Below are 20,282 nucleotides of genomic sequence, written 5' to 3'. Positions count from 1 at the left end.
TGCGCCTGCTCGCTTATCGCAACGGCGACGGCTTCACCGCCAAGCGCGGCAGATCGTCGAGCGGGCGGTGGTGCGGCTACTGAACGGGTCGTGACGCCTCGATGGCGAGGACGGCGATGTCGTCGTGCGCCCCGCTGCCGAGCCATTCCCGTACCGCGGACCGGATCCGGACGACCACCTCGCGGCCGGACAGCCCCCGGCAGCCGACCAGCAGTTCACGCAGCCGCTCGTCCCCGAACAGGTCCGACGGCCGCTCGTGATGCCGTGCTTCGGTGATCCCGTCGGTGTAGAGCAGGCAGACGTCGCCCTCGGCCAGCCGGATGGCCGTCTCGGCGAACCGGGCCTGGGGGGAGATGCCGACCAGGGTGCCGGGCAGGGTGATCTCCTCGACCCCGCCGCGGCGGCGCACCACCAGCGGCGCGGGATGCCCGCCGGAGGCCAAGGTGACGCCGAGACCGTCTTCGCCCGCCAGCACCGAACCGAGCACCAGGGTGGCGAACCGGCCGCTGCCGCCGGTGATGAGCAGGGAGTTGAGCAGGCTCAGCAACGTCGTGTTGTCGTGCTCGACGAGGTCGAGCGCGGCGAGGGTCTGCCGGACCCTGCCGGTGAGCGCCGCCGCTTCGGCGCCCTTTCCGCAGACGTCGCCGAGGACGAACATCGCGCTGCCGTCTTCCCGCGGCAGGACGTCGTAGAAGTCGCCGCCGACGTCGAGCAGCCCGCCCGACGGCTCGTACCAGACGTCGAACTTGACGCCGTGCACGTCCGGCGGCGGGGTCGGGCGCAACGTGGTCTCCAGACCGCGCGTGGCCTCTTCCTGGCGGGCGTAGCGGTGCGCGTTCGCCAGCGCCGTGCCCGCCGCGCGGGCGAACTCGGTCACCGCGCGCGGATGGTCCTCGCCGAACGCGGCCGCGCCACGCCTGCCGAGCACTACCGCGCCGGTGACCCCGGCACCGCCGTCGAACCCGAGTGAGACCACGGTCACCGACGGATGGACGGCGAGCCGCTCCGCGACGACCGCGGGCAGCGTCGCGACCTCCTCCTCCGGGACCGCTTTGGCCTCGGGTTCCTCGGTGGAGGCGAAAGTGCCGGCGAGCACCGGCGCCAGCTGGGCCGGGACGCGGCGGATCCGGCCGTGGCCGTGGTTGGTGCGATGGTCGCAGCTCCACCACTCCCAGCGGCCGCGGGTGGTCGGCAGCAGGACGAACACGCAGTCGGCGAGTTCGGCCGCGGCGACCTCGGCGATCACTTTGGCCGTCCCGTGCCGTCCGCGTGCGGAGGCGAGCCTGGGCGCCGAAGCGGCGAGGAAGCCGTCCACGCGCGGGCCGTCGGCCGCGACCGCGGAGGTCACCGTCCACGCGTGCCAGCCGCCGGGCAGTGTCCGGATCCGCGCGGGGAACCGGCGGCCGGTGTGTTCGACATGCCCGACGTCGGGGCCTTCCGCGGTCAGCACCGGGCGGCCGCCGCCGAACAGCTCACGGGCGGCGGGATTCGACCAGCGCAGCGCGCCGCCGACGTCCTGCACGAGCACCGCGTCACGGACGTCTTCGAGCAGCTCACGCCAGAACCTGCCGGATTCGGGCAGCGCACCCTCGCTCGTCGTGGTCGACGACTCCGAGGGGAGCGACGTCGAGGCCGGGGCGGGCCGTGACACCATTCCCGGACCTCCTCCTGCCTTGCGGGTAGCGCAGTGTGAGCGGGCGGACTGGCTCGAAGTGTAGGTCGAATCATGGCACGCTGATGCGACGACCATGGCTTGGCATGCGTGGTGGAGAGGGTCGACACAGATGACACAGCACTCCCAAAGGGACCGGCTCCCCGTGGAAGGTGGTGGCGGCCAGGTGGACGAAGCGACCCTGGAACGCCTGCTCGCGGCGGCTCGTGACCTCGGGGACGGCAACTTCCGGCGGCGGCTCGTGGCGCACGGAGACGGGCTCGCGGCCCAGCTCGCGGGCGCCTTCAACGACATCGCCGAACGAAACCAGCGACTGGTGACCGAACTCCTGCGCGTCCGCGAGGCGGTGGGCAAGGAAGGCAGGCTGACCGAGCGCGTCGCCGCCGAGATCGGTCCCGGCGGCTGGGCCACCGCGGTCGACGTCGTCAACGGGCTGATCGAGGACGTGAGCAGGCCCACGGCCGAGCTCAACCGGGTCCTCGGCGCGGTCGCGGAAGGCGATCTGTCCGAGCCGATGCCGCTGGAAGTCGGCGGGCGGCCGCTGCAGGGCCAGTTCGCCGAAGTCGCGAAGACGGTCAACGGCCTGATCAAGCAGCTTTCGCGGTTCGCGACCGAGGTCACCAGAGTGGCCCGCGAGATCGCCACCGAAGGACGGCTCGGCGGTCAGGCCGAGGTCCCGGGTGTGGCGGGCACCTGGCGTGATCTCACCGACAACGTCAACGTGATGGCCAGCAACCTGACCGACCAGGTCCGCAACATCGCCCAGGTGACCACCGCGGTGGCGCGGGGCGACCTGACCCAGAAGATCAACGTCGACGCGCGCGGCGAGATCCTGGAGCTCAAGAACACCGTCAACATCATGGTCGACCAGCTCTCGGCCTTCGCCGACGAAGTGACCCGGGTGTCCCGCGAGGTGGGTAGCGAAGGCCAGCTCGGCGGACAGGCGCAGGTGCCCGGCGCGGCCGGCACGTGGCGCGACCTCACCGACTCGGTGAACCTGATGGCGGACAACCTGACCGACCAGGTCCGTAACATCGCCCAGGTGGCCACCGCGGTGGCGAAGGGCGACCTCTCGCAGAAGATCGCCGTCGACGCCAAGGGCGAGATCCTCGAACTCAAGAACACGCTGAACACCATGGTCGACCAGCTGTCGTCGTTCGCGGACGAGGTCACGCGGGTGGCCCGCGAGGTCGGCAGCGAAGGACGTCTCGGCGGTCAGGCGACCGTGCCGGGTGTGGCGGGCACGTGGCGCGGGCTCACCGACTCGGTCAACCAGATGGCCGACAACCTGACCGACCAGGTCCGCAACATCGCCCAGGTCACCACGGCGGTGGCGAAGGGCGACCTGACGCAGAAGATCACCGTCGACGCGCGCGGCGAGATCCTCGAACTGAAGACGACCGTCAACACGATGGTCGACCAGCTCTCTTCGTTCGCCGACGAGGTCACCCGGGTGGCGCGCGAGGTCGGCACGGAAGGTCAGCTCGGCGGGCAGGCGCAGGTGCCCGGCGTCGCCGGTACCTGGCGTGACCTCACCGGGTCGGTCAACTTCATGGCGAACAACCTCACCGCGCAGGTCCGGAACATCGCCCAGGTCGCGACGGCGGTGGCGAAGGGCGACCTGTCGCAGAAGATCGCCGTCGACGCCAAGGGCGAGATCCTCGAACTCAAGAACACGCTGAACACCATGGTGGATCAGCTGTCGGCGTTCGCGGACGAGGTCACCCGCGTCGCCCGCGAGGTCGGCAGCGACGGGCGGCTCGGCGGGCAGGCGCAGGTGCCCGGCGTGGCCGGGACCTGGAAGGACCTCACCGACAACGTCAACTTCATGGCGAAGAACCTGACCGACCAGGTCCGGAACATCGCCCAGGTCACCACCGCCGTCGCGAAGGGCGACCTGACGCAGAAGATCATCGTCGACGCGCGCGGTGAGATCCTGGAGCTCAAGAACACCGTCAACATCATGGTCGACCAGCTCTCGGCCTTCGCCGACGAAGTCACGCGGGTGTCGCGCGAGGTCGGCACCGAAGGCAAACTCGGCGGGCAGGCGCAGGTGCGCGGCGTCGCCGGGACCTGGAAGGACCTCACCGACAACGTCAACGTCATGGCCACCAACCTCACCGATCAGGTGCGGAGCATCGCGACGGTGACGACGGCGGTGGCGAACGGCGACCTGTCGAAGAAGATCTCGATCGACGCGCAGGGCGAGGTCGCGGTCCTCGCCGAAACGATCAACAGCATGGTCGAGACGCTGCGCGCGTTCGCCGACGAGGTCACCCGGGTCGCGCGCGAGGTGGGTACGGAAGGCATCCTCGGCGGCCAGGCCCGCGTGCCGAACGTGGCGGGCACCTGGAAGGCGTTGACGGACAACGTGAACGTCATGGCCGACAACCTGACCGGCCAGGTCCGCAGCATCGCGACGGTGACCACCGCGGTGGCGCAGGGCGATCTGTCGAAGAAGATCGACATCGACGCGCGCGGCGAGATCCTCGAACTCAAGACCACCATCAACACGATGGTCGACCAGCTGTCCGCCTTCGCCTCCGAAGTCACCCGAGTCGCCCGTGAGGTCGGCACGGACGGCACGCTCGGCGGTCAGGCGGAGGTGCCCGGCGTCGCGGGCACCTGGTCGCGGCTGACCGAAAGCGTGAACCAGCTGGCCGGGAACCTGACCACCCAGGTGCGGGCGATCGCCCAGGTGGCCACCGCGGTGACCGCCGGTGACCTGACCCGGCACATCACCGTCGACGCGTCCGGGGAGGTGGCCGAACTCAAGGACAACATCAACCAGATGATCGCGAACCTGAAGGAGACCACCCGGGCGAACCGCGAACAGGACTGGCTCAAGACCAACCTGGCCAGGCTGTCCGCGCTCATGCAGGGGCACCGCGATCTCGCGTCGGTGGCGTCGCTGATCCTGTCCGAGCTGACCCCGCTGGTGTCCGCGCAGCAGGGCGCGTTCTTCCTCGCCCGCGAAGACGAGCAGGAAGAGGTGGTCCTGGAGAGCATCGCCACCTACGGGCTGGCGAAATCCCAGACGGGTCTGCGGTTCTCCCCCGGCGAGTCGCTCATCGGGCAGGCCGCCGTCGACCGCCGCACGATACTGGTCCACGAGGCCCCGCCGGAGTACGCGCTCATCTCGTCCGGGCTGGGTTCGGCCGCTCCGGTGAACGTGATCGTGCTGCCGGTCCTGTTCCAGGGCGAGGTGCTCGGTGTGCTGGAACTGGCGACGATCAACGCCTTCAGCACCGTCCACATCGACCTGCTGGAGCAGCTGAAGGAGACCATCGCGGTCAACGTCAGCACCATCCAGTCCAACTCGCGCACCGAGGCGCTGCTGACCGAATCCCAGCGCCTGGCACAGGAACTGCGCGCCCGGTCCGAGCAGTTGCAGGCACAGCAACGGGAACTGCGCCGGTCCAACACGGATCTCGCGGAGAAGGCGGCGCTGCTGGCCCAGCAGAACCGCGACATCGAAGTCAAGAACAGCGAGATCGAGCAGGCACGGCAGGAACTCGAAGAGCGTGCCGGGCAGCTGACCATGGCGTCGCAGTACAAGTCCGAGTTCATGGCGAACATGTCGCACGAACTGCGGACCCCGCTCAACAGCGCGCTGATCCTCGCGAAACTGCTTTCGGAGAACCCGGACGGGAACCTGTCGGGGAAACAGATCCAGTTCGCGCGGACGATCTACTCGGCGGGCAGCGACCTGCAACAGCTGATCAACGACATCCTCGACATGGCCAAGGTCGAGGCCGGTCACCTCGACCTGCAGATGTCCGACGTCACGCTGCCCGAAGTGGTCGAGTACGTCGAATCGATCTGCCGTCCGCTCACCTCGGACAAGGGGCTGGAGTTCGCCGTCCTGATCGACCCGCCGGTGCCGTCGTCGATCCACACCGACGAACACCGGTTGCAGCAGGTGCTGCGGAACCTGTTGTCCAACGCGGCGAAGTTCACCGACGAGGGCGGCGTGCGCCTGCACATCCGGATGGCCGACCCTGGCGAGGTCGAGGCCGACTCGCTCCGCCAGGCCCCCGGCGTACTCGCGTTCGCCGTCGAAGACACCGGGATCGGCATCGCCCCGGACAAACTCGCGATCATCTTCGACGCGTTCCGCCAGGCCGACGGCACCACCAGCCGTAAATACGGCGGCACCGGACTTGGCCTGTCGATCAGCCAGCAGCTGACGGAACTGCTCGGCGGCGAACTGCGCGTCCGCAGCGAACCCGGCAAGGGCAGCACGTTCACCCTGTACCTGCCGGTGAGCGCCGCGAACCTGGTCGTCCCGACCACGCAGGCGAGCGGTGTCCCGCTGATCATGGCTGTGCCGCAGGTGATCCCCGTGAGCCCGTCGCTGCGGTTCCACGGCGAGAAGATCCTGATCGTCGACGACGACCTCCGGAACGTCTTCGCGCTGGCCGCCGTGCTGGAGCGCAACGGCCTGGAGGTCATCTACGCCGAGACCGGCGTCGCCGGCATCCGGGCCCTGGAACGGCACGAGGACACCGCGCTCGTCCTGATGGACGTGATGATGCCCGAACTGGACGGCAACGCCACCATCACCGCCATCCGCGCCGAGGCCGCGCACGAAGACCTGCCCGTGATCGCCGTCACGGCGAAGGCGACCGCGGAGGACAAGGCGCGCACCCTGGCTTCAGGAGCGGACGACTACGTCACCAAACCCGTCGACACCGACAAGCTGCTGGACCTGATCGCCGCCCACCTCGAAGCGGACGCCGCCTCCAGCGGCCTCTCGCAGGCCGTGGCAGGCGCCGGTGACGACTCGGACGCCGGCACGGACTGACGCTTGGAGCGGGTGTGGGCCGGGCGAACGTGGTCGACAACTGTGTGGATTTTGGGACGTCAGATGACCCAAAATCCACACGGTCCCGTGAGACTGTCCCTGTCACGACCGGGCCCCGGAGGGCTGTGTGGGAATAGGGACGTTGAGTGTCTCTATTCCCACACAGCCCCTTAACCCGGCCTGGGCACCGGGGCAGGTAAGAGCCCGTGACCGAGATCACTGAACACACGTGACCTCAGAGTCCAGTCGGGCACGGGTCGGCAAGCACTGTCCCCGACTCTCATGACCCACGTCAGCCCCGCTGTCCTGAAGGTCACCTTTAAGACGTTAGATGTCTTAAAGGTGACCTTCAGGACGCCCCCACTCCGCTCCGGAAACGAAAGAACCCGCAGGCTAGGCGCCTGCGGGTTCGGATGTGGAGCTGTGGAGCGGGTGACGGGAATCGAACCCGCGTAGCTAGTTTGGAAGACTAGGGCTCTACCATTGAGCTACACCCGCCTGCCCCCGGAGTACCGGGTGCGAAAACAGCTTAGCGTGACCCGCTAGGCTGTGCGCACACCCCCCGGGAGATCGGGGAAGTCACGGGATGTGGCGCAGCTTGGTAGCGCATCCGCTTTGGGAGCGGAGGGTCGCAGGTTCAAATCCTGTCATCCCGACCAGATGGGGCCGGACCTGCGGGTTCGGCCCTTTTGGCTACCGCCGCTCGGCGACGTCGGAACGCTCAGTCCCACCACCGCACGATGGCCAGCCGACGGCGGGCGGCTTCCTCATAGAAGTCGCGTAGGACGGTGTGTTCCCGAGTCAGTTGCTCGGCCAGATCACCACCCAAAGCCAGCGCGCTCTTGCCCAGCTCGGCCTCGATCCGGTCCGGGTCCGACGGCACGACGGCACGGACCGCATCGGGTGTCACGGCACGCAACGCTTCGGCGACCTCGCCGACCTGCGGTGGCTCCAACGCGGTCACCGGGTGTTCCCAGATCGTGTCGGGATGATCCCGGTAGGCCGGGTTGACTTCTCCATCACCGTTGAAACAACGCCGCAGCCGCGCCGAGGTCCGGCCATCAGCTCCGGTCAGCGCCCAAGCTCGCTGCAGGGTGGCTGGCCACCAATCCAGGTCGAGGTGGTCCTCGGCTGGGGTCGTTGAGAAGGAGCAGAGCTCGTGCAGCGCGTCGACCGACCGGCGACATTCGGCGAGCCGCGTGGCGGGGATACGCGCGAGTTGCTGGGTGACTGCCATATGGCTCAGTGTGCCAAGGTCGCCGGCGTCGGCTCAGCCCTGGGAGGGCCACAAACGCAGGAAGTCCCGGACGTCGTCGAAACCGTCCATCGCCCGCCCGTCCACGTCGGCCGGGTCCGCTTCCGCTCGGGCGGCCAGGGATTCGGCTAGTTTCACCGCCTCGTCGCCCACCTGCCCGAAGCGGCGAGCGGTATGCCCCAAGCACAACCCGGCGAGCCCGAGCAAAGGGCTGCCCGGCCCGGCCCGTGTCCCCACCTCGACACACCAATGCTCGACGAACGCGTGGTCGTCGTCATTCAACGCGGTCCCGACCAGGGTCTCCGCCGCCTCGCCTTCGAACGATCTGTCCCGCAGGGCACGCTCCAGCGTCTCGACGACCGTGGCGTGGGGCAACGCGGGCGGGTTCTCGAAGCTCCGATGTGTGTGCACAGCGCGAGACTAGCCAGGCTCGCGGTACTCGTCGGCCGTCGCACATCCGGCAGGATGGCGATCATGGAGATCCGCCACGCCCTCGGCACCGACGCCCCCGCCGTGACCACGCTGCTCGCCGAACTGGGTTACCCGGACAACGACGAGACCGACGTGCGCGGCCGGCTCGAACGGTGGGCCCGGCATCCCGAAGGTGCCGCCTTCGTCGCCGAGGCGGACGGCAAGGTGGTCGGTGTCGTCGCGGTGGTCGCGATCCCGCTTCTCGAGCGGCCAGGTTCCGGCGGGCGCATCGTGGCCTTGGTGGTGGACGAGACGCAGCGCGGAACCGGGATCGGACGCGAGCTGGTCGCCGCGGCCGAGGCGGAGGCGCTGCGCTTGGGCTGCGACACCATGGAGGTCACCAGTTCCCGCCATCGGACCGCCGCGCACGCCTTCTATCGCTCGCGGGGATACGAGGACCGCTGCGAACACAGCGCCAGGTTCATCCGGCGGCTTGCTCCCGGATGGTGAGAGCCCTAGGCCCACCCGCACCCGCTTGCGAACATCGGCACCGTGACGGGCAGGCGGAGCGCCAGTGCCAGTGCGGTGCTCCGCGCGGTGCTGGACGAAGGGGCGATAGCGCGCAGCACCATCGCGCGCCGCACCGGGCTGAGCGCCGCGGCTGTCACGGGGCATGTGGCCGAGTTGATGCGCCGCGGGTTCCTCACCGAACTGCCCGAGGTGGCAGGCGCGGTCGGCAGGCCGCATGTGCCGGTGGACCTCGACACGGAAAGGTTCGTGGTGTGCGGGGCGCATGTCGCGGTCGACCAGCTGACGGTCGGATTGCTCGACCTGCGCGGGAAAGTGCTGGCACAGCACGAGGCACCGCATCACGGCGCCGAGCCCGCGGTGCAGGCCGCGCAGATCGCGGAGCTGCTCGACGACCTCCTCATCGGACACGCGCCTGAGCGGACGCCGCTCGGGTTGGGGGTGGCGACCGGCGGGTGGGTCGACGAGGCGTCGGGGACGGTGGTGGAGCACGGTCTGCTCGGCTGGCGCGGGGTTCCGTTGCGCGATCTGCTCACCGAGGTCACCGGTCTCGACGTCCGCGTCGACGGGCATTCGCGGGCGCTCATCCACGCCGAACGCCTGCTGGGGCAGCCGAGAGCGCGCAGCAGTGTCGTGCAGTTGTTCACCGGCAACGTGGTCGACGCCGCCTTCGCCACCGGTGACACCGTCCATCATGGACCGCGGTCGGCGGCGGGCGCGGTGGCGCATCTGCGGGTCGACGACAGTGAGGAGCCTTGCCGCTGCGGGCGTTCCGGGTGTCTGGAGGCCACGGTGTCCGAGCGAACGGTCGCCCGTAAGGCGTTCGAAGCGGGGCTCGTCGAAGAACCGATTTTCACCGATGTACTCCATTCGGCGGCATCGGGAAACGAACGTTCCATAGCCTTATTTCACGAGCGTGCGCGAATTATCGGACAGGCCGCCGCATTACTCTTCGACGTCCTCAATCCGGAGATCCTCATCGTGCTCGACCAGAGTGTACGCGACGTCGAAGGGTGCCTTTCCACGATCCGGGACGAGGTCGCCCAACGTTCCTGGATCTGCCAGGACGCGACGAAAAACGTTGTGGCGTCGAGCTTTTCAGGCACAGAGCTGGCGACGGCGGGTGGCGCCGTCATGCTGAACGCCCTCTACGAAGATCCGCTTTTCGCGAAGCTCGCCAACGCCTCCTGAGTTACTTCACTAAATCGCAAAATTGACGCTCTCCGCCGGGCCTGCGAAGAATCTTCTCCATCGACGCGAACCCGAACGAAAGAGCCCACAGTGAAGAAACCAGTGCCCTTGCTCGCCGCGCTCCTCGCCGGATTGGCGCTGTCGGGCTGCGGCGCCTCAGCGACCCCGGCAGGCGTGGCCGGGCAGCCGGAAAAGCTCGAACTGCGTTACCAGGGGTCGGCGAACAACGTCACCTTCCCCGAACTCGCCGAGGACCTCGGGTACTTCGGCCCGGTCAAGCTCAAGTGGGTCGGCAACACGATCAGCGGACCGCAGGACATCCAGTCCGCCGCGACCGACCAGACCGATTTCGGCGGCGCCTTCACCGGCGCGGTCGCGAAACTCGTCGACGCCGGCGCCCCGATCAAGGCGGTCGTCAACTACTACGGCTCCGACGAGAAGACCTTCTTGGGCTTCTACGTCAAGGAAGACAGCCCGATCCGCACCCCACGTGACCTCATCGGCAAGAAGGTCGGCGTCAACACGGTCGGCGCGAACCTGGAGGCCGCCCTCGACACCTGGCTCGAACGCAGCGGCCTGACCGATGCCGAGATCGACCAGGTGCAACTGGTCGTCCTGCCGCCGATCAACACCGAACAAGCCCTGCGCAACGGCCAGATCGACGTCGCCGCGCTCAACGGCGTCCTCCAGGACCGCGCCCTAGCCGGTGGCGGCGTGCGACCCATCGTGAAGGACGTCGAGGCGTTCGGTCCCTACAACGGCGGGCCATACGTGCTGCGGACCGACTTCATCAAGAGGTACCCGGAGACCACGAAAACCTTCGTCACCGGAGTGGCCAAGGCGATCGAATGGGCCCGCACCACGCCACGCGACGAGGTGATCGCCCGGTTCGCCAAGATCATCCAGAACCGCGGCCGCAACGAGAACACCGAAACGCTCAAGTACTGGAAGAGCACCGGCGTCACCAAGGGCGGGCTGATCTCCGACAACGACTACACGCTCTGGACCGGTTGGCTCAAGCAGTCCGGGTTCATCAAGAACGACCAGGTCGACCTCGAAAAGCTCTACACCAACGAATTCAACCCGTACCGCGAAGGCGGTGGCGCATGACCGCCAAGATCAGTCTCCGCTCGGTCACCAAGACCTTCGGCACGCTGACCGCACTGGACGACGTCTCCCTCGACATCGAGGACGGCATGTTCCTCTCCCTCGTCGGGCCGAGCGGCTCCGGGAAGTCCACACTGCTCGACCTGCTCGGCGGGCTCGCGAAACCCACTTCCGGCGAGGTCCTGATCGACGGGAAACCCGTCACCGGCCCTGGTCTGGATCGCGGGGTCGTGTTCCAGCAGTACGCGCTGTTCCCCTGGCGCACCGCGCGCGCCAACGTCGAGTTCGGTCTCGAAGGCGGCACGCTGAACAAACGGCAACGCGCCGAAAGGGCACGGGAATTCCTCGACCTGGTCGGGCTTTCCGGTTTCGAGGAGCATCTCCCCCACCAGCTTTCCGGTGGTATGAAGCAACGCGTCGCGATCGCGAGAAGCCTCGCCTACGACCCGGACGTGCTGCTGATGGACGAGCCGTACGCCGCGCTGGACTCCCAGACCCGTGAACTGCTGCAGGAAGAGCTGCGGCGGATCTGGCAGCGCACCGGCAAGACCATCGTCTTCATCACCCACAGCATCGAAGAGGCCGTCTACTTGGGACAGAAGGTCGCGGTGCTGACGTCGCGGCCGGGCAGACTCAAGGACGTCGTCGACATCGACCTCGGCGACCGTGCGAACGACGACCTGCGCTCGGCGCCCGCGTTCGTGGCCCATCGCCACCGCCTGTGGGAACTCCTGCACGACGAGATCCGGAGGGCCGCCTGATGACCGCCACCCTCGACGCGCCGACTGTCCATACAGGACCGAAAGCCGCCACGAAACCTCACAGGAAGAAGAACCGGATCGGCAAGGCTTTCCGCGGTTCCGCGGCGATCCTGCTGTTCCTCGCCGTCTGGGAGCTCGCTCCCCAGTACGTTCTCGACGAGGGCACGAGGACCTTCCTTCCGCCGCTGTCGGAAGACCTCGCCGCGCTTTGGGAGCTGATCCTCAACGGGCAGCTGGCCGACCATCTGCTGGCGAGTCTCGGCCGGTCCGCCGCCGGTTTCGTGATCGCGGTGGCGGTTTCGGTGCCGCTGGGGCTGCTGATCGCCTGGTACCGCCCGCTCGCCGAATTCCTGAACCCCTTGCTGGAGCTCGCCCGCAACACCGCCGCGCTGGCGTTGCTTCCGGTGTTCACGCTCCTGCTCGGCATCGGCGAGCTGTCCAAGATCGCGCTGATCGTCTACGCCTGCGTCTGGCCGGTGCTGCTCAACACGATCGCCGGGGTGAACACCGTGGATCCCTTGCTGGTCAAGGCCGCGCGTTCGCTCGGGCTGTCGAGCCCGAACCTGTTCCGCAAGGTGATCCTGCCGTCGGCGGTGCCGACCATCTTCACCGGCATCCGGATGGCGGCGGCGTACTCGATCCTCATCCTGATCGCCGCCGAAATGGTCGGCGCCAAGGCAGGCCTCGGCTATCTGATCAACAACTCGCAGGTCAACTTCCAGATCCAGCAGATGTACGCCGCGATCATCACGGTTTCGGTGCTCGGCCTGACCATCAACGCGGGCTTCGTCGCACTGGAGCGGCGGTTCTCCACCTGGCGTGTCAAGGAGAAGGTATGAAGCACTTACACCTCAACGCTTTCGTGATGCCGAACGGACATCACGAGGCGGCCTGGCGGCATCCGAGTACGGATCCACACCGCGCCACGACACTGAAGCACTATGTCGACATCGCCCGCACGGCGGAACGCGGCAAACTGGATTCACTGTTCCTCGCCGACGGTGTCGCGTTGTGGGGCAACGTCCGCTACAACTCGCACACCCTGTTCGAGCCGCTGACACTGCTTTCGGCGCTGGCCGGGGCGACGGAGCACATCGGGCTGATCGCCACCGCGTCGACGACCTACAACGAGCCGTACCACCTGGCGCGGAAGTTCGCGTCGCTCGACCATCTCAGCGGCGGACGCGCGGGGTGGAACATCGTGACGTCGGCAGGCGAGGACGAGGCCCGCAACTTCAACCGCGACGCCAGGCCGTCGCACGCGCTGCGCTACGAACGTGCCACCGAATTCGTCGAAGTCGCCAAGAAACTCTGGGACAGCTGGGACGACGGCGCGGCCGTGATCGACAAGGCGAGCGGCGTCTACGCCGACACCGGCCGCATCCACCCGATCGACCACGACGGCCCGCATTTCCAGGTGCGCGGACCGCTGAACATCCCGCGTCCGGTGCAGGGGCATCCGTTGCTCGTTCAGGCCGGGTCCTCGGAGACAGGCAAGGAGTACGCGGCCCGGTTCGCCGAGGCGGTGTTCACCGCGCAGCAGACTTTCGCCGAGGGCAAGGCTTTCTACGACGACGTCAAGGGCAGGCTCGCGAAATACGGGCGCTCGCCGGAGGAGATCAAGATCCTGCCGGGGATCAGCCCGATCCTGGGCCGCACAGAGGCCGAAGCGAAGGAACGCGAGGCCGAACTCAACGCCCTCATCACGCCCGCTTATGGCGTGCGGCAGCTGTCGACCATGCTCGACCACGACCTGACGCCGTACCCGCTCGACGGCCCGCTGCCCGACGTCGGCACCTTCACCGAAGGCGCGCAAAGCCGGTTCGAGCTGGTCACCGGGCTGGCGAGGCGCGAGAACCTGACCATCCGCCAGCTCATCGAACGGCTCGCGGGCGGTCGTGGTCACCGCGTCTTCGCCGGCACCGCCACGCAAGTAGCCGACCAATTGGAGCACTGGTTCACCGAAGGCGCCGCGGACGGCTTCAACGTCATGCCGCCCACACTTCCGGGTGGCCTGGAGGACTTCGTGGACCTCGTCGTCCCGGAACTCCAGCGGCGCGGGTTGTTCCGCACCGAGTACACCGCCACGACCCTGCGGGGCCACTACGGCCTCGCCCGCCCCGTCACCCGCACCCGAGTAAAGGAGCACGCCGCATGACCGCACTCAACACCCAGGTCGAGGTCCGCAAGATCACCGGCAGGATCGGCGCGCAGGTCGTCGGCGTCGATCCGGCCAAGGAACTCGACGCCGCGACCGTCGCGTTCGTCACCGAGGCCCTGCACGAGCACAAGGCGCTCGTCTTCCGCGACGTCGACCTCGACGACGCGGGCCAGCAGCGGTTCGCCGAGCATTTCGGCGAGCTGACGAAGGCGCATCCGACCGTCCCGTCCGTGGACGGCGAGCCCGCGATCCTGCCGGTCGACAGCGAGCAGGGCCGCGCGAACCAGTGGCACACCGACGTCACCTTCGTGCTCAACCCGCCGAAGGTCAGCACGCTGCGCAGCCTGGTCCTTCCTCCGTACGGCGGTGAAACGCTGATCGCGAACTCGGCTGCGGCCTACCGGGACCTGCCGGAACCGCTCCGGGCCTTCGCGGACACGCTGCGCGCCGAGCACACCAACGACTACGACTACGCGAAGGCGCCGGAGACCCTCGACGATGCGGAGCAGGAACGCCGGAAGGTGTTCGTGTCGCGGAAGTTCCGCACGGTCCACCCGGTGGTGCGGGTGCATCCGGTGACCGGGGAGCGCGGGCTGTACATCGGCGGATTCGCGCAGCGGATCGTCGGGCTGTCCAAGGGCGAGTCGCGGGACATCCTGCGGCTGCTGCAGTCCTACGTGACGCGGCCGGAGAACGTCGTGCGGGTGAGCTGGGAGCCGAACCAGCTGGTGCTGTTCGACAACCGCATCACCCAGCACTACGCCGTCGACAACTACGACGACCTGCCGCGCCGTCTGAACCGGGTGACCGTGGCGGGTGATGTCCCGGTGGGCATCGACGGGGTGCCGAGTGAGTCCCTCGAAGGCGACGCTTCGCACTACTCCCCCGTCGCCTGACGGCTCGCATGGGGTAAGACTGGCGTCGTGAAGGACGATCGTCAGGTGGAAGCACTCCTGCGGGAGCTGGCCCCGCAGGTCATCGGGTTGCTGGTGCGCAAGCACGGGCAGTTCGACGCCTGCGAGGACGCCGTCCAGGAAGCCCTGCTCTCGGCCGCACAGCAGTGGCCGGAGCAGGGCATCCCGGACAGTCCGAAGTCGTGGCTCGCGACGGTCGCGTCACGGCGGCTGGTGGACGAGTGGCGCAGCGAGAGCGCGCGACGCCGTCGCGAGGAGAACGACGCCCTGATGGACCTGTCCGGTCCGGGGGATACGTCCAATTCGGACGACACGCTCACCGTCCTTTTCCTGTGCTGCCACCCTTCTCTGTCCGCGCCGTCGCAACTCGCGCTCACCTTGCGCGCCGTCGGCGGCCTGACCACGGGCGAGATCGCGAACGCCTTCCTGGTCCCGGAATCGACGCTGGCCCAGCGGATCAGCCGGGCGAAACAGACCATCAAGAAGGCGGGCGCCGAATTCGTCCTGCCACTGGCGGCGGAGCTCGCCGAGCGGCTCCGCGTCGTCCTCCAGGTGCTGTACCTGATCTTCAACGAGGGCTACACGACCAGCGGCGGCCCCGACCTGCACCGCGCCGACCTGACCGCCGAGGCGATCCGGCTGACCCGGCTGCTGCGACGGCTCATGCCGGACGAGGACGAGGTCACCGGCCTGCTGGCGCTCATGCTGCTGACCGACGCCCGCCGCGCCGCCCGCGCCGGCGAAGACGGCTCGCTCGTCCTCCTCGCCGAGCAGGACCGGTCGCGCTGGAACGCGGAAATGATCGCCGAAGGCGTCTCGCTGGTGAGCGCGGCACTGGAAACGGGCCCGGTCGGGCCGTACCAGGTGCAGGCCGCGATCGCCGCCGTCCACAGTGAGGCGCCCACGGCGGCCGAAACGGACTGGTCCCAGATCCTCGCGCTCTACGACGTCCTCGAGAAGGTTTCGCCCGGCCCTGTCGTCACGCTCAACCGCGCTGTCGCGGTCGCGGAGGTCAACGGGCCCGAAGCAGGACTCGAACTGCTCGCCACCCTCGACGACGACAGCCGGATGAACCAGACCCACCGGCTCGATTCCGTGCGGGGGCATCTGCTGGAACTGGCGGGCGACACCGCCGCCGCACGCGAGGCCTACCTCCGTGCCGCCGGGAAGACCGCGAGCGAACCCGAGAAGCAGTACCTGGCCCGGCGCGCGGAGCGGCTCACCTGAGGCTCAGATGCGCAGGTGCGGCAGCAGGCGGCCGATCACCGCGGTGTAGTCGGAGCGGGCTTCGACGGCACGGGGCACGTCGTCGACCGTCGTCACCGAACGCGGGCACACCCGGACCCCGGGCAGGACGAAGGTGTCGAGCAGGCGTTCGCTTTCGGCGTCGTAGGCCTTGTAGGTGTACTGGACACCGGTGACCGTGACGGAAACAGGCGCCTTACCCTGCCGCTCGTAACCGTCACAGGTGCCAACGCGCTCGTTGGTCGGTTTCGGGTATTCGCACACCACCACCTGAATCCGCCCCTGCTGGGACGTACCCATCGGCAGATGCTGGGCAGCGGTGCCGGTGAGGTCGCGCATGCCCTTGTCGTCGACCACGAAGTAGGCCAGCCGATGCGGGCCGGACGGCGTGCGCGGCTCCGTCTTCCCGTCGAGGCCGGACGGGGAACGCACGCGCTCCGACTCCGCGGTCTCCGGGCAGAAGGCCACGGGAGGCTCCGCCGTCGTCGCCGATGCCGGCGGCGGCGTGCTGGATTCCGCCACGGACGCCGGTTCGCGGCGGGAGGTCACCACGACGACGGCGACCACGCCCAAGGCCACGACGGCCAGGAGCGTGATCAAGAGCCGCCGTCGCATGCTCAGCTCTCTTGGCGGGCCGTGGCCATGGCGCGCCCGGTCTCCCAGAACGCCCGCATCGACACGATCAGCCCGTCCTCGCGCACCCGGTAGACGAACACGCCGTCGGTGTCGACGCGGTAACCGCCGGGCAGGTACGTCGTGATCGTGCCGACGTTCGCGACCTCGTCACCGGCGGCATGGGAGTCGCGGATGGTGAACTGGAAGCGTTCGACGCATCCGATCGTCTTGTCCCAGAAGGCACTGATCCCGTCGTGCCCGTGATGCCCCTTGCCCTCTTCGTCGAACATCGAGGGGCCGATGGGATCCTCGACGACGGCGTCACCGGCGAAGAGTTCGAGCCAGGCGGCCTTGTCCCCGGCGGTGACCGCGGTCATCGAACGGAACGCGGCTCGGCGCGCGGGCGGCTGCGTGGCGGCCGGATCCCAGCAGACGTCGACACCCATGGTTCAGTCTCCCATCTTCGCGATGATCTCGTCGCCGAACTTCTTGATGGAATCGAGTTTCGGGCCGACTTCGGCGTCGAAACCGAGACCGTCGAACACCCACGGCATGGTGATGATGTCGGTGACGCCGATGTCGCCCTGTTCGCGATAGCCGTCGAGACCGAACTTGTCGATGCACACGGCCTGGTACTCGAAGGGATCGTCGGCACGGCCCCGTTCGGCCAGCAGTCCGCGCAGTTTGGCGATCGTGTCGCGGAGGTCGTCGAACTTCATCATCGCCGACGACCAGCCGTCGGCGACGCGGGCGGCCCGGCGCAGCGCGACGTCGGTGTGACCGCCGATGTAGAACGGCACCCGCGACGGCGGCGTCGGGCTCATACGGAGCTTGTCGAAGTCGAAGAACTCGCCGTGGAATTCGACCATCCCGCCGTCGAGGATCAGGCGCAGCACCTCGATGGCCTCGTCCACGCGCTTGCCGCGCTTCTCGTACGGGGCGCCGCACCAGCGGAACTCCTCCGGCGACCAGCCGACGCCGAGCCCGAGGCCGAACCGGCCGCCGGTCAGCGCCGCGACCGAGTTGACCTGGCGCGCGAGCAGGACCGGATTGCGGGAGCCGAGCTTGAGCACGGAGGTGTAGAACGTGAGCCGTTCGGTGACCGCGCCCATCGAGGCCGCCGCGACCAGCGGATCGGCCCAGGGCGTCTCCTCCGTCCAGAAGCGACTGCCGTCGGGCGTGTACGGATAGTCGGCAGAGACCGTTTCGGAATAGAACAGGGAATCCGGGAGCGCGATCGAGGAGAAACCCGCCTCTTCGGCGGCGCGGGCGAGCTCGCCCAGCTGATCGAGCGGGTTCATCGCGATCGACAGGGTGAACTTCATGGAGCCGAACTATAACGTGTTCTAGTTTCTGCCGCCAGTGCGCGCGGGAACCGCCGGCGGGCCGTCCGCGTTGATCGGAGCAAAGGCCGAACGATTCCTGGAGTGAACCCATGGGTACCGCGATCTTCCTGATCGTGCTCCTCGTCGTCGTGGTCGGCGGCGGCATCTACTTCGCGAAATCCCAGGCGGCGGCCAAGAAGCGCCTGCTGGACGACGCGAAGGCCGACGCGCGGCGCCTCGTCGAGCGGCTCGGCGGTCAGGTCATGAACCTCACCGGCACGGACACCGCCTCCCAGCAGGCGATGGCGGACGCGTCCGAACGCTTCACCGCGGCGGGCTCGCAGATGGAGCAGGCACAGACCGTCGAACAGGCCCGGCTGGTGCGCGAGACCGCCATCGAAGGCCTCTATTACGTCCGCGCGGCACGGCTCGCGATGGGCATGGACCCCGGTCCGGAACTGCCCGCGAGCGAAGAGCGCGACCGCGCCGGCAAGGTCACCGAGTACCGTTCCGTCGACGTCGAGGGCGAGCACTACGAGGCCTCGCCCGACCCGAGCCGGCGGACGCCCCACTACTACCCCGGTGGCCGCGTGGCAGGCCGTCCGGTGCCGCAGGGCTGGTACAGCGAGCCGTGGTGGAAGCCCGCGCTCGTCGCCGGCGCCTGGGGTCTCGGTTCGATGCTGCTGTTCAGCGCGATGTTCTCCGGGATGGCGGGTATCGCGAGCGCGTCGGCCTGGGAATCGGGCCATGACGCGGGCCAGGAGGACGCCGGTGCCGGTGACGCGGGCGGCGACGCCGGTGGCGACACGGGCGGAGACGCCGGTGGGTTCGACGGTGGCGGCTTCGATGGCGGCGGTTTCGATGGCGGCGGTTTCGACTTCTAGTCCGCGCCCCCTCCCGCAAGCGCAATGAAGGGGCCTTTCATAGCAAAATTTGCTATGAAAGGCCCCTTCATTGCATCGGGAGAGGCCGTCAGGCGGGCTGGCAGGTAGGGCACCAGAAGAGGTTCCGCGCCGCCAGATCGCTCCGCAGCACCGCCGTCCCGCACACGAGGCAAGGCATCCCCTCTCGGCGGTAGACGTAGACCTCGCCCCCGTGCCGGTCCTGCCGCGGCGCGCGGCCGGTCGCCTCGGGCAGATGCTCCGGCGCGACCGTGTCGATCCGTCCCACCCGGACACCGTGCCGCATGAGCGTCACGAGATCCGCCCACATGTCCTCCCACAGCCCGCGGTCGAGCGCGCGACCGGGAACGAGCGGGGCGACACCGTGCCGGAACAGCACCTCGGCGCGATACACGTTGCCGACGCCCGCCAGCACCGACTGATCCATCAACAGTGCCGCGATCGACGTCTTCGACCGCGAAATCCGCTCCCACGCCTTGTCCGGCTTCGCATCGCGGCGCAGCGGATCCGGGCCGAGCCGTGCCTTGATCGCGTCCACTTGGGGCCTGTCAAGGAGTTCACACCGGGTCGGGCCGCGTAAGTCGGCGGAATGCGTCGGGCCGACCAGCCGCATCCTCACCTGCCCCACCGGCTCCAGAGCGGGCAGCGGCACGTCGGAGAACGTGCCGTAGAGGCCGAGGTGGACGTGCACCGTCCCGTGTGGACCGTAGTCGTGGAACAGGTGCTTCCCGTACGCCTCGGCCCTGACGAGCAACCGGCCGTCCAAACGGGACGCTTCACCGGCGAATCGTCCTTGCGGGCTGCTCACCTCGACCGGGTGACCGGCGAAACGGCGTTTGTGCAGACGTGCCAGGCGATGGAGCGTGTGCCCCTCGGGCATGTCAGTGCTCGGGCAGCGGCGGCGGCCAGCCGGTGTTCTCGTAGTCCAGGATCTGCTGGACGCGGCGGCCGTGGCGCTCGTCCGGGCTCGGCGGGGTCGCGAGGAACGCCTCGACGATCTCCGTGGCCTCTTCGGTGGTGTGCATCCGCGCGCCGACGCCGATCAGCTGGGCGTGGTTGTGCTCGCGGGTGAGCTTCGCGGTCTCGACGCTCCACGCGAGGCCGGCGCGGGCGCCCTTCACCTTGTTGGCCGCGATCTGCTCGCCGTTGCCGGAGCCGCCGACGACGATGCCGAGGCTGCCCTCGTCCGCGACGACGCGGCGGGCCGCCTCGATGCAGAACGCGGGGTAGTCGTCGGCCGCGTCGTAGACGAAGGGACCGACGTCCTCGACGTCGTGGCCCTGCTCCTTGAGGTGGGCCACGAGGTGGTTCTTCAGTTCGAAACCGGCATGGTCGGAGCCAAGGTAAACACGCACAGCGCGGAGTCTGCCATCACGTTCCCGGGCGAG

The 20,282-nt window shown here is 68.4% G+C and carries 18 protein-coding genes and 2 tRNA genes; 11 read left to right on the top strand and 9 right to left on the bottom strand.

What is annotated here, in order from left to right:
- Positions 1-76 precede the first annotated feature (76 nt).
- Entirely contained in the window at positions 77-1,654 is a 1,578-nt protein-coding gene (locus DL990_RS37990; RefSeq protein ID WP_125801561.1) for a SpoIIE family protein phosphatase, read from the bottom strand.
- A gap of 130 nt (positions 1,655-1,784) precedes the next feature.
- Between DL990_RS37990 and DL990_RS37985 the strand changes: the two genes are divergently transcribed.
- A complete protein-coding gene (locus tag DL990_RS37985) occupies positions 1,785-6,479 on the top strand; it encodes a HAMP domain-containing protein (protein WP_370451405.1) in 4,695 nt (1,564 codons plus the stop codon).
- 424 nt (positions 6,480-6,903) lie between these two features.
- On the opposite strand, the gene DL990_RS37980 is transcribed toward DL990_RS37985, so the two are convergent.
- Positions 6,904-6,977, bottom strand: a tRNA-Gly gene (locus DL990_RS37980).
- 84 nt (positions 6,978-7,061) lie between these two features.
- Here DL990_RS37980 and DL990_RS37975 point away from each other — a divergent pair.
- Positions 7,062-7,138: transfer RNA gene (locus DL990_RS37975), tRNA-Pro, on the top strand.
- 62 nt (positions 7,139-7,200) lie between these two features.
- On the opposite strand, the gene DL990_RS37970 is transcribed toward DL990_RS37975, so the two are convergent.
- Positions 7,201-7,716 (bottom strand): DUF1877 family protein, encoded by a 516-nt coding sequence (locus tag DL990_RS37970; protein WP_125801559.1) that lies wholly within the window; start codon positions 7,714-7,716, stop codon positions 7,201-7,203.
- Between the two features lie 33 nt (positions 7,717-7,749).
- Entirely contained in the window at positions 7,750-8,145 is a 396-nt protein-coding gene (locus DL990_RS37965) for a hypothetical protein (RefSeq protein ID WP_125801558.1), read from the bottom strand.
- Positions 8,146-8,208: 63 nt separating this feature from the next.
- On the opposite strand from DL990_RS37965, the gene DL990_RS37960 reads away from it, so the two are divergent.
- From DL990_RS37960 to DL990_RS37925, 8 genes are all read left to right on the top strand, one after another.
- Positions 8,209-8,655 carry a GNAT family N-acetyltransferase gene (locus tag DL990_RS37960; protein WP_125801557.1) on the top strand — a complete coding sequence of 149 codons (447 nt, stop codon included), beginning with the start codon at positions 8,209-8,211 and terminating at the stop codon, positions 8,653-8,655.
- Between the two features lie 42 nt (positions 8,656-8,697).
- Positions 8,698-9,864, top strand: a complete 1,167-nt coding sequence (locus DL990_RS37955; protein WP_125801556.1) for an ROK family transcriptional regulator — start codon at positions 8,698-8,700, stop codon at positions 9,862-9,864.
- Positions 9,865-9,954: 90 nt separating this feature from the next.
- Positions 9,955-10,974, top strand: coding sequence for an ABC transporter substrate-binding protein (locus DL990_RS37950; RefSeq protein ID WP_125785978.1), 1,020 nt, complete (start codon positions 9,955-9,957; stop codon positions 10,972-10,974).
- Complete coding sequence (locus DL990_RS37945) at positions 10,971-11,732, top strand: ABC transporter ATP-binding protein (protein ID WP_125801555.1); 762 nt, start codon at positions 10,971-10,973, stop codon at positions 11,730-11,732. Before DL990_RS37950 ends, DL990_RS37945 begins: the two co-directional genes overlap by 4 nt.
- Positions 11,732-12,571, top strand: a complete 840-nt coding sequence (locus DL990_RS37940; protein ID WP_125801554.1) for an ABC transporter permease — start codon at positions 11,732-11,734, stop codon at positions 12,569-12,571. Before DL990_RS37945 ends, DL990_RS37940 begins: the two co-directional genes overlap by 1 nt.
- On the top strand, positions 12,568-13,890 hold the full coding sequence (locus tag DL990_RS37935; RefSeq protein ID WP_125801553.1) for an LLM class flavin-dependent oxidoreductase: 1,323 nt from the start codon (positions 12,568-12,570) through the stop codon (positions 13,888-13,890). Before DL990_RS37940 ends, DL990_RS37935 begins: the two co-directional genes overlap by 4 nt.
- On the top strand, positions 13,887-14,789 hold the full coding sequence (locus DL990_RS37930) for a TauD/TfdA family dioxygenase (RefSeq protein WP_125801552.1): 903 nt from the start codon (positions 13,887-13,889) through the stop codon (positions 14,787-14,789). The genes DL990_RS37935 and DL990_RS37930 overlap by 4 nt, the downstream gene beginning before the upstream one ends.
- 27 nt (positions 14,790-14,816) lie before the next feature.
- Positions 14,817-16,034, top strand: coding sequence for an RNA polymerase sigma factor (locus DL990_RS37925; RefSeq protein WP_125785983.1), 1,218 nt, complete (start codon positions 14,817-14,819; stop codon positions 16,032-16,034).
- A gap of 3 nt (positions 16,035-16,037) precedes the next feature.
- Here DL990_RS37925 and DL990_RS37920 read toward each other — a convergent pair whose 3' ends face one another.
- Genes DL990_RS37920 through DL990_RS37910 form a run of 3 tightly spaced genes read right to left on the bottom strand, consistent with a single transcriptional unit; the run spans position 16,038 to position 17,992 of the window.
- On the bottom strand, positions 16,038-16,667 hold the full coding sequence (locus DL990_RS37920) for a hypothetical protein (RefSeq protein ID WP_125801551.1): 630 nt from the start codon (positions 16,665-16,667) through the stop codon (positions 16,038-16,040).
- A 2-nt stretch (positions 16,668-16,669) separates the two neighbouring features.
- Positions 16,670-17,113 carry a nuclear transport factor 2 family protein gene (locus DL990_RS37915; protein WP_125801550.1) on the bottom strand — a complete coding sequence of 148 codons (444 nt, stop codon included), beginning with the start codon at positions 17,111-17,113 and terminating at the stop codon, positions 16,670-16,672.
- A gap of 3 nt (positions 17,114-17,116) precedes the next feature.
- Positions 17,117-17,992, bottom strand: a complete 876-nt coding sequence (locus DL990_RS37910) for a TIGR03619 family F420-dependent LLM class oxidoreductase (protein WP_125785986.1) — start codon at positions 17,990-17,992, stop codon at positions 17,117-17,119.
- A gap of 110 nt (positions 17,993-18,102) precedes the next feature.
- Between DL990_RS37910 and DL990_RS37905 the strand changes: the two genes are divergently transcribed.
- Complete coding sequence (locus tag DL990_RS37905) at positions 18,103-18,876, top strand: hypothetical protein (protein ID WP_125785987.1); 774 nt, start codon at positions 18,103-18,105, stop codon at positions 18,874-18,876.
- Between the two features lie 88 nt (positions 18,877-18,964).
- Here the strand turns inward: DL990_RS37905 and DL990_RS37900 are convergent, their stop codons facing one another.
- Together DL990_RS37900 and DL990_RS37895 are read right to left on the bottom strand one after the other, a co-directional pair.
- A complete protein-coding gene (locus DL990_RS37900; protein WP_125801549.1) occupies positions 18,965-19,774 on the bottom strand; it encodes an Fpg/Nei family DNA glycosylase in 810 nt (269 codons plus the stop codon).
- Between the two features lies 1 nt (position 19,775).
- Positions 19,776-20,249: a ribose-5-phosphate isomerase gene (locus tag DL990_RS37895; RefSeq protein WP_007034718.1), complete on the bottom strand. Its 474-nt coding sequence runs from the start codon at positions 20,247-20,249 to the stop codon at positions 19,776-19,778.
- Between the last annotated feature and the right edge of the window lie 33 nt (positions 20,250-20,282).

This window comes from Amycolatopsis sp. WAC 01416 (assembly GCF_003947485.1).
Lineage (GTDB): Bacteria > Actinomycetota > Actinomycetes > Mycobacteriales > Pseudonocardiaceae > Amycolatopsis.
This window is presented reverse-complemented; position numbering and strand designations above follow the sequence as displayed.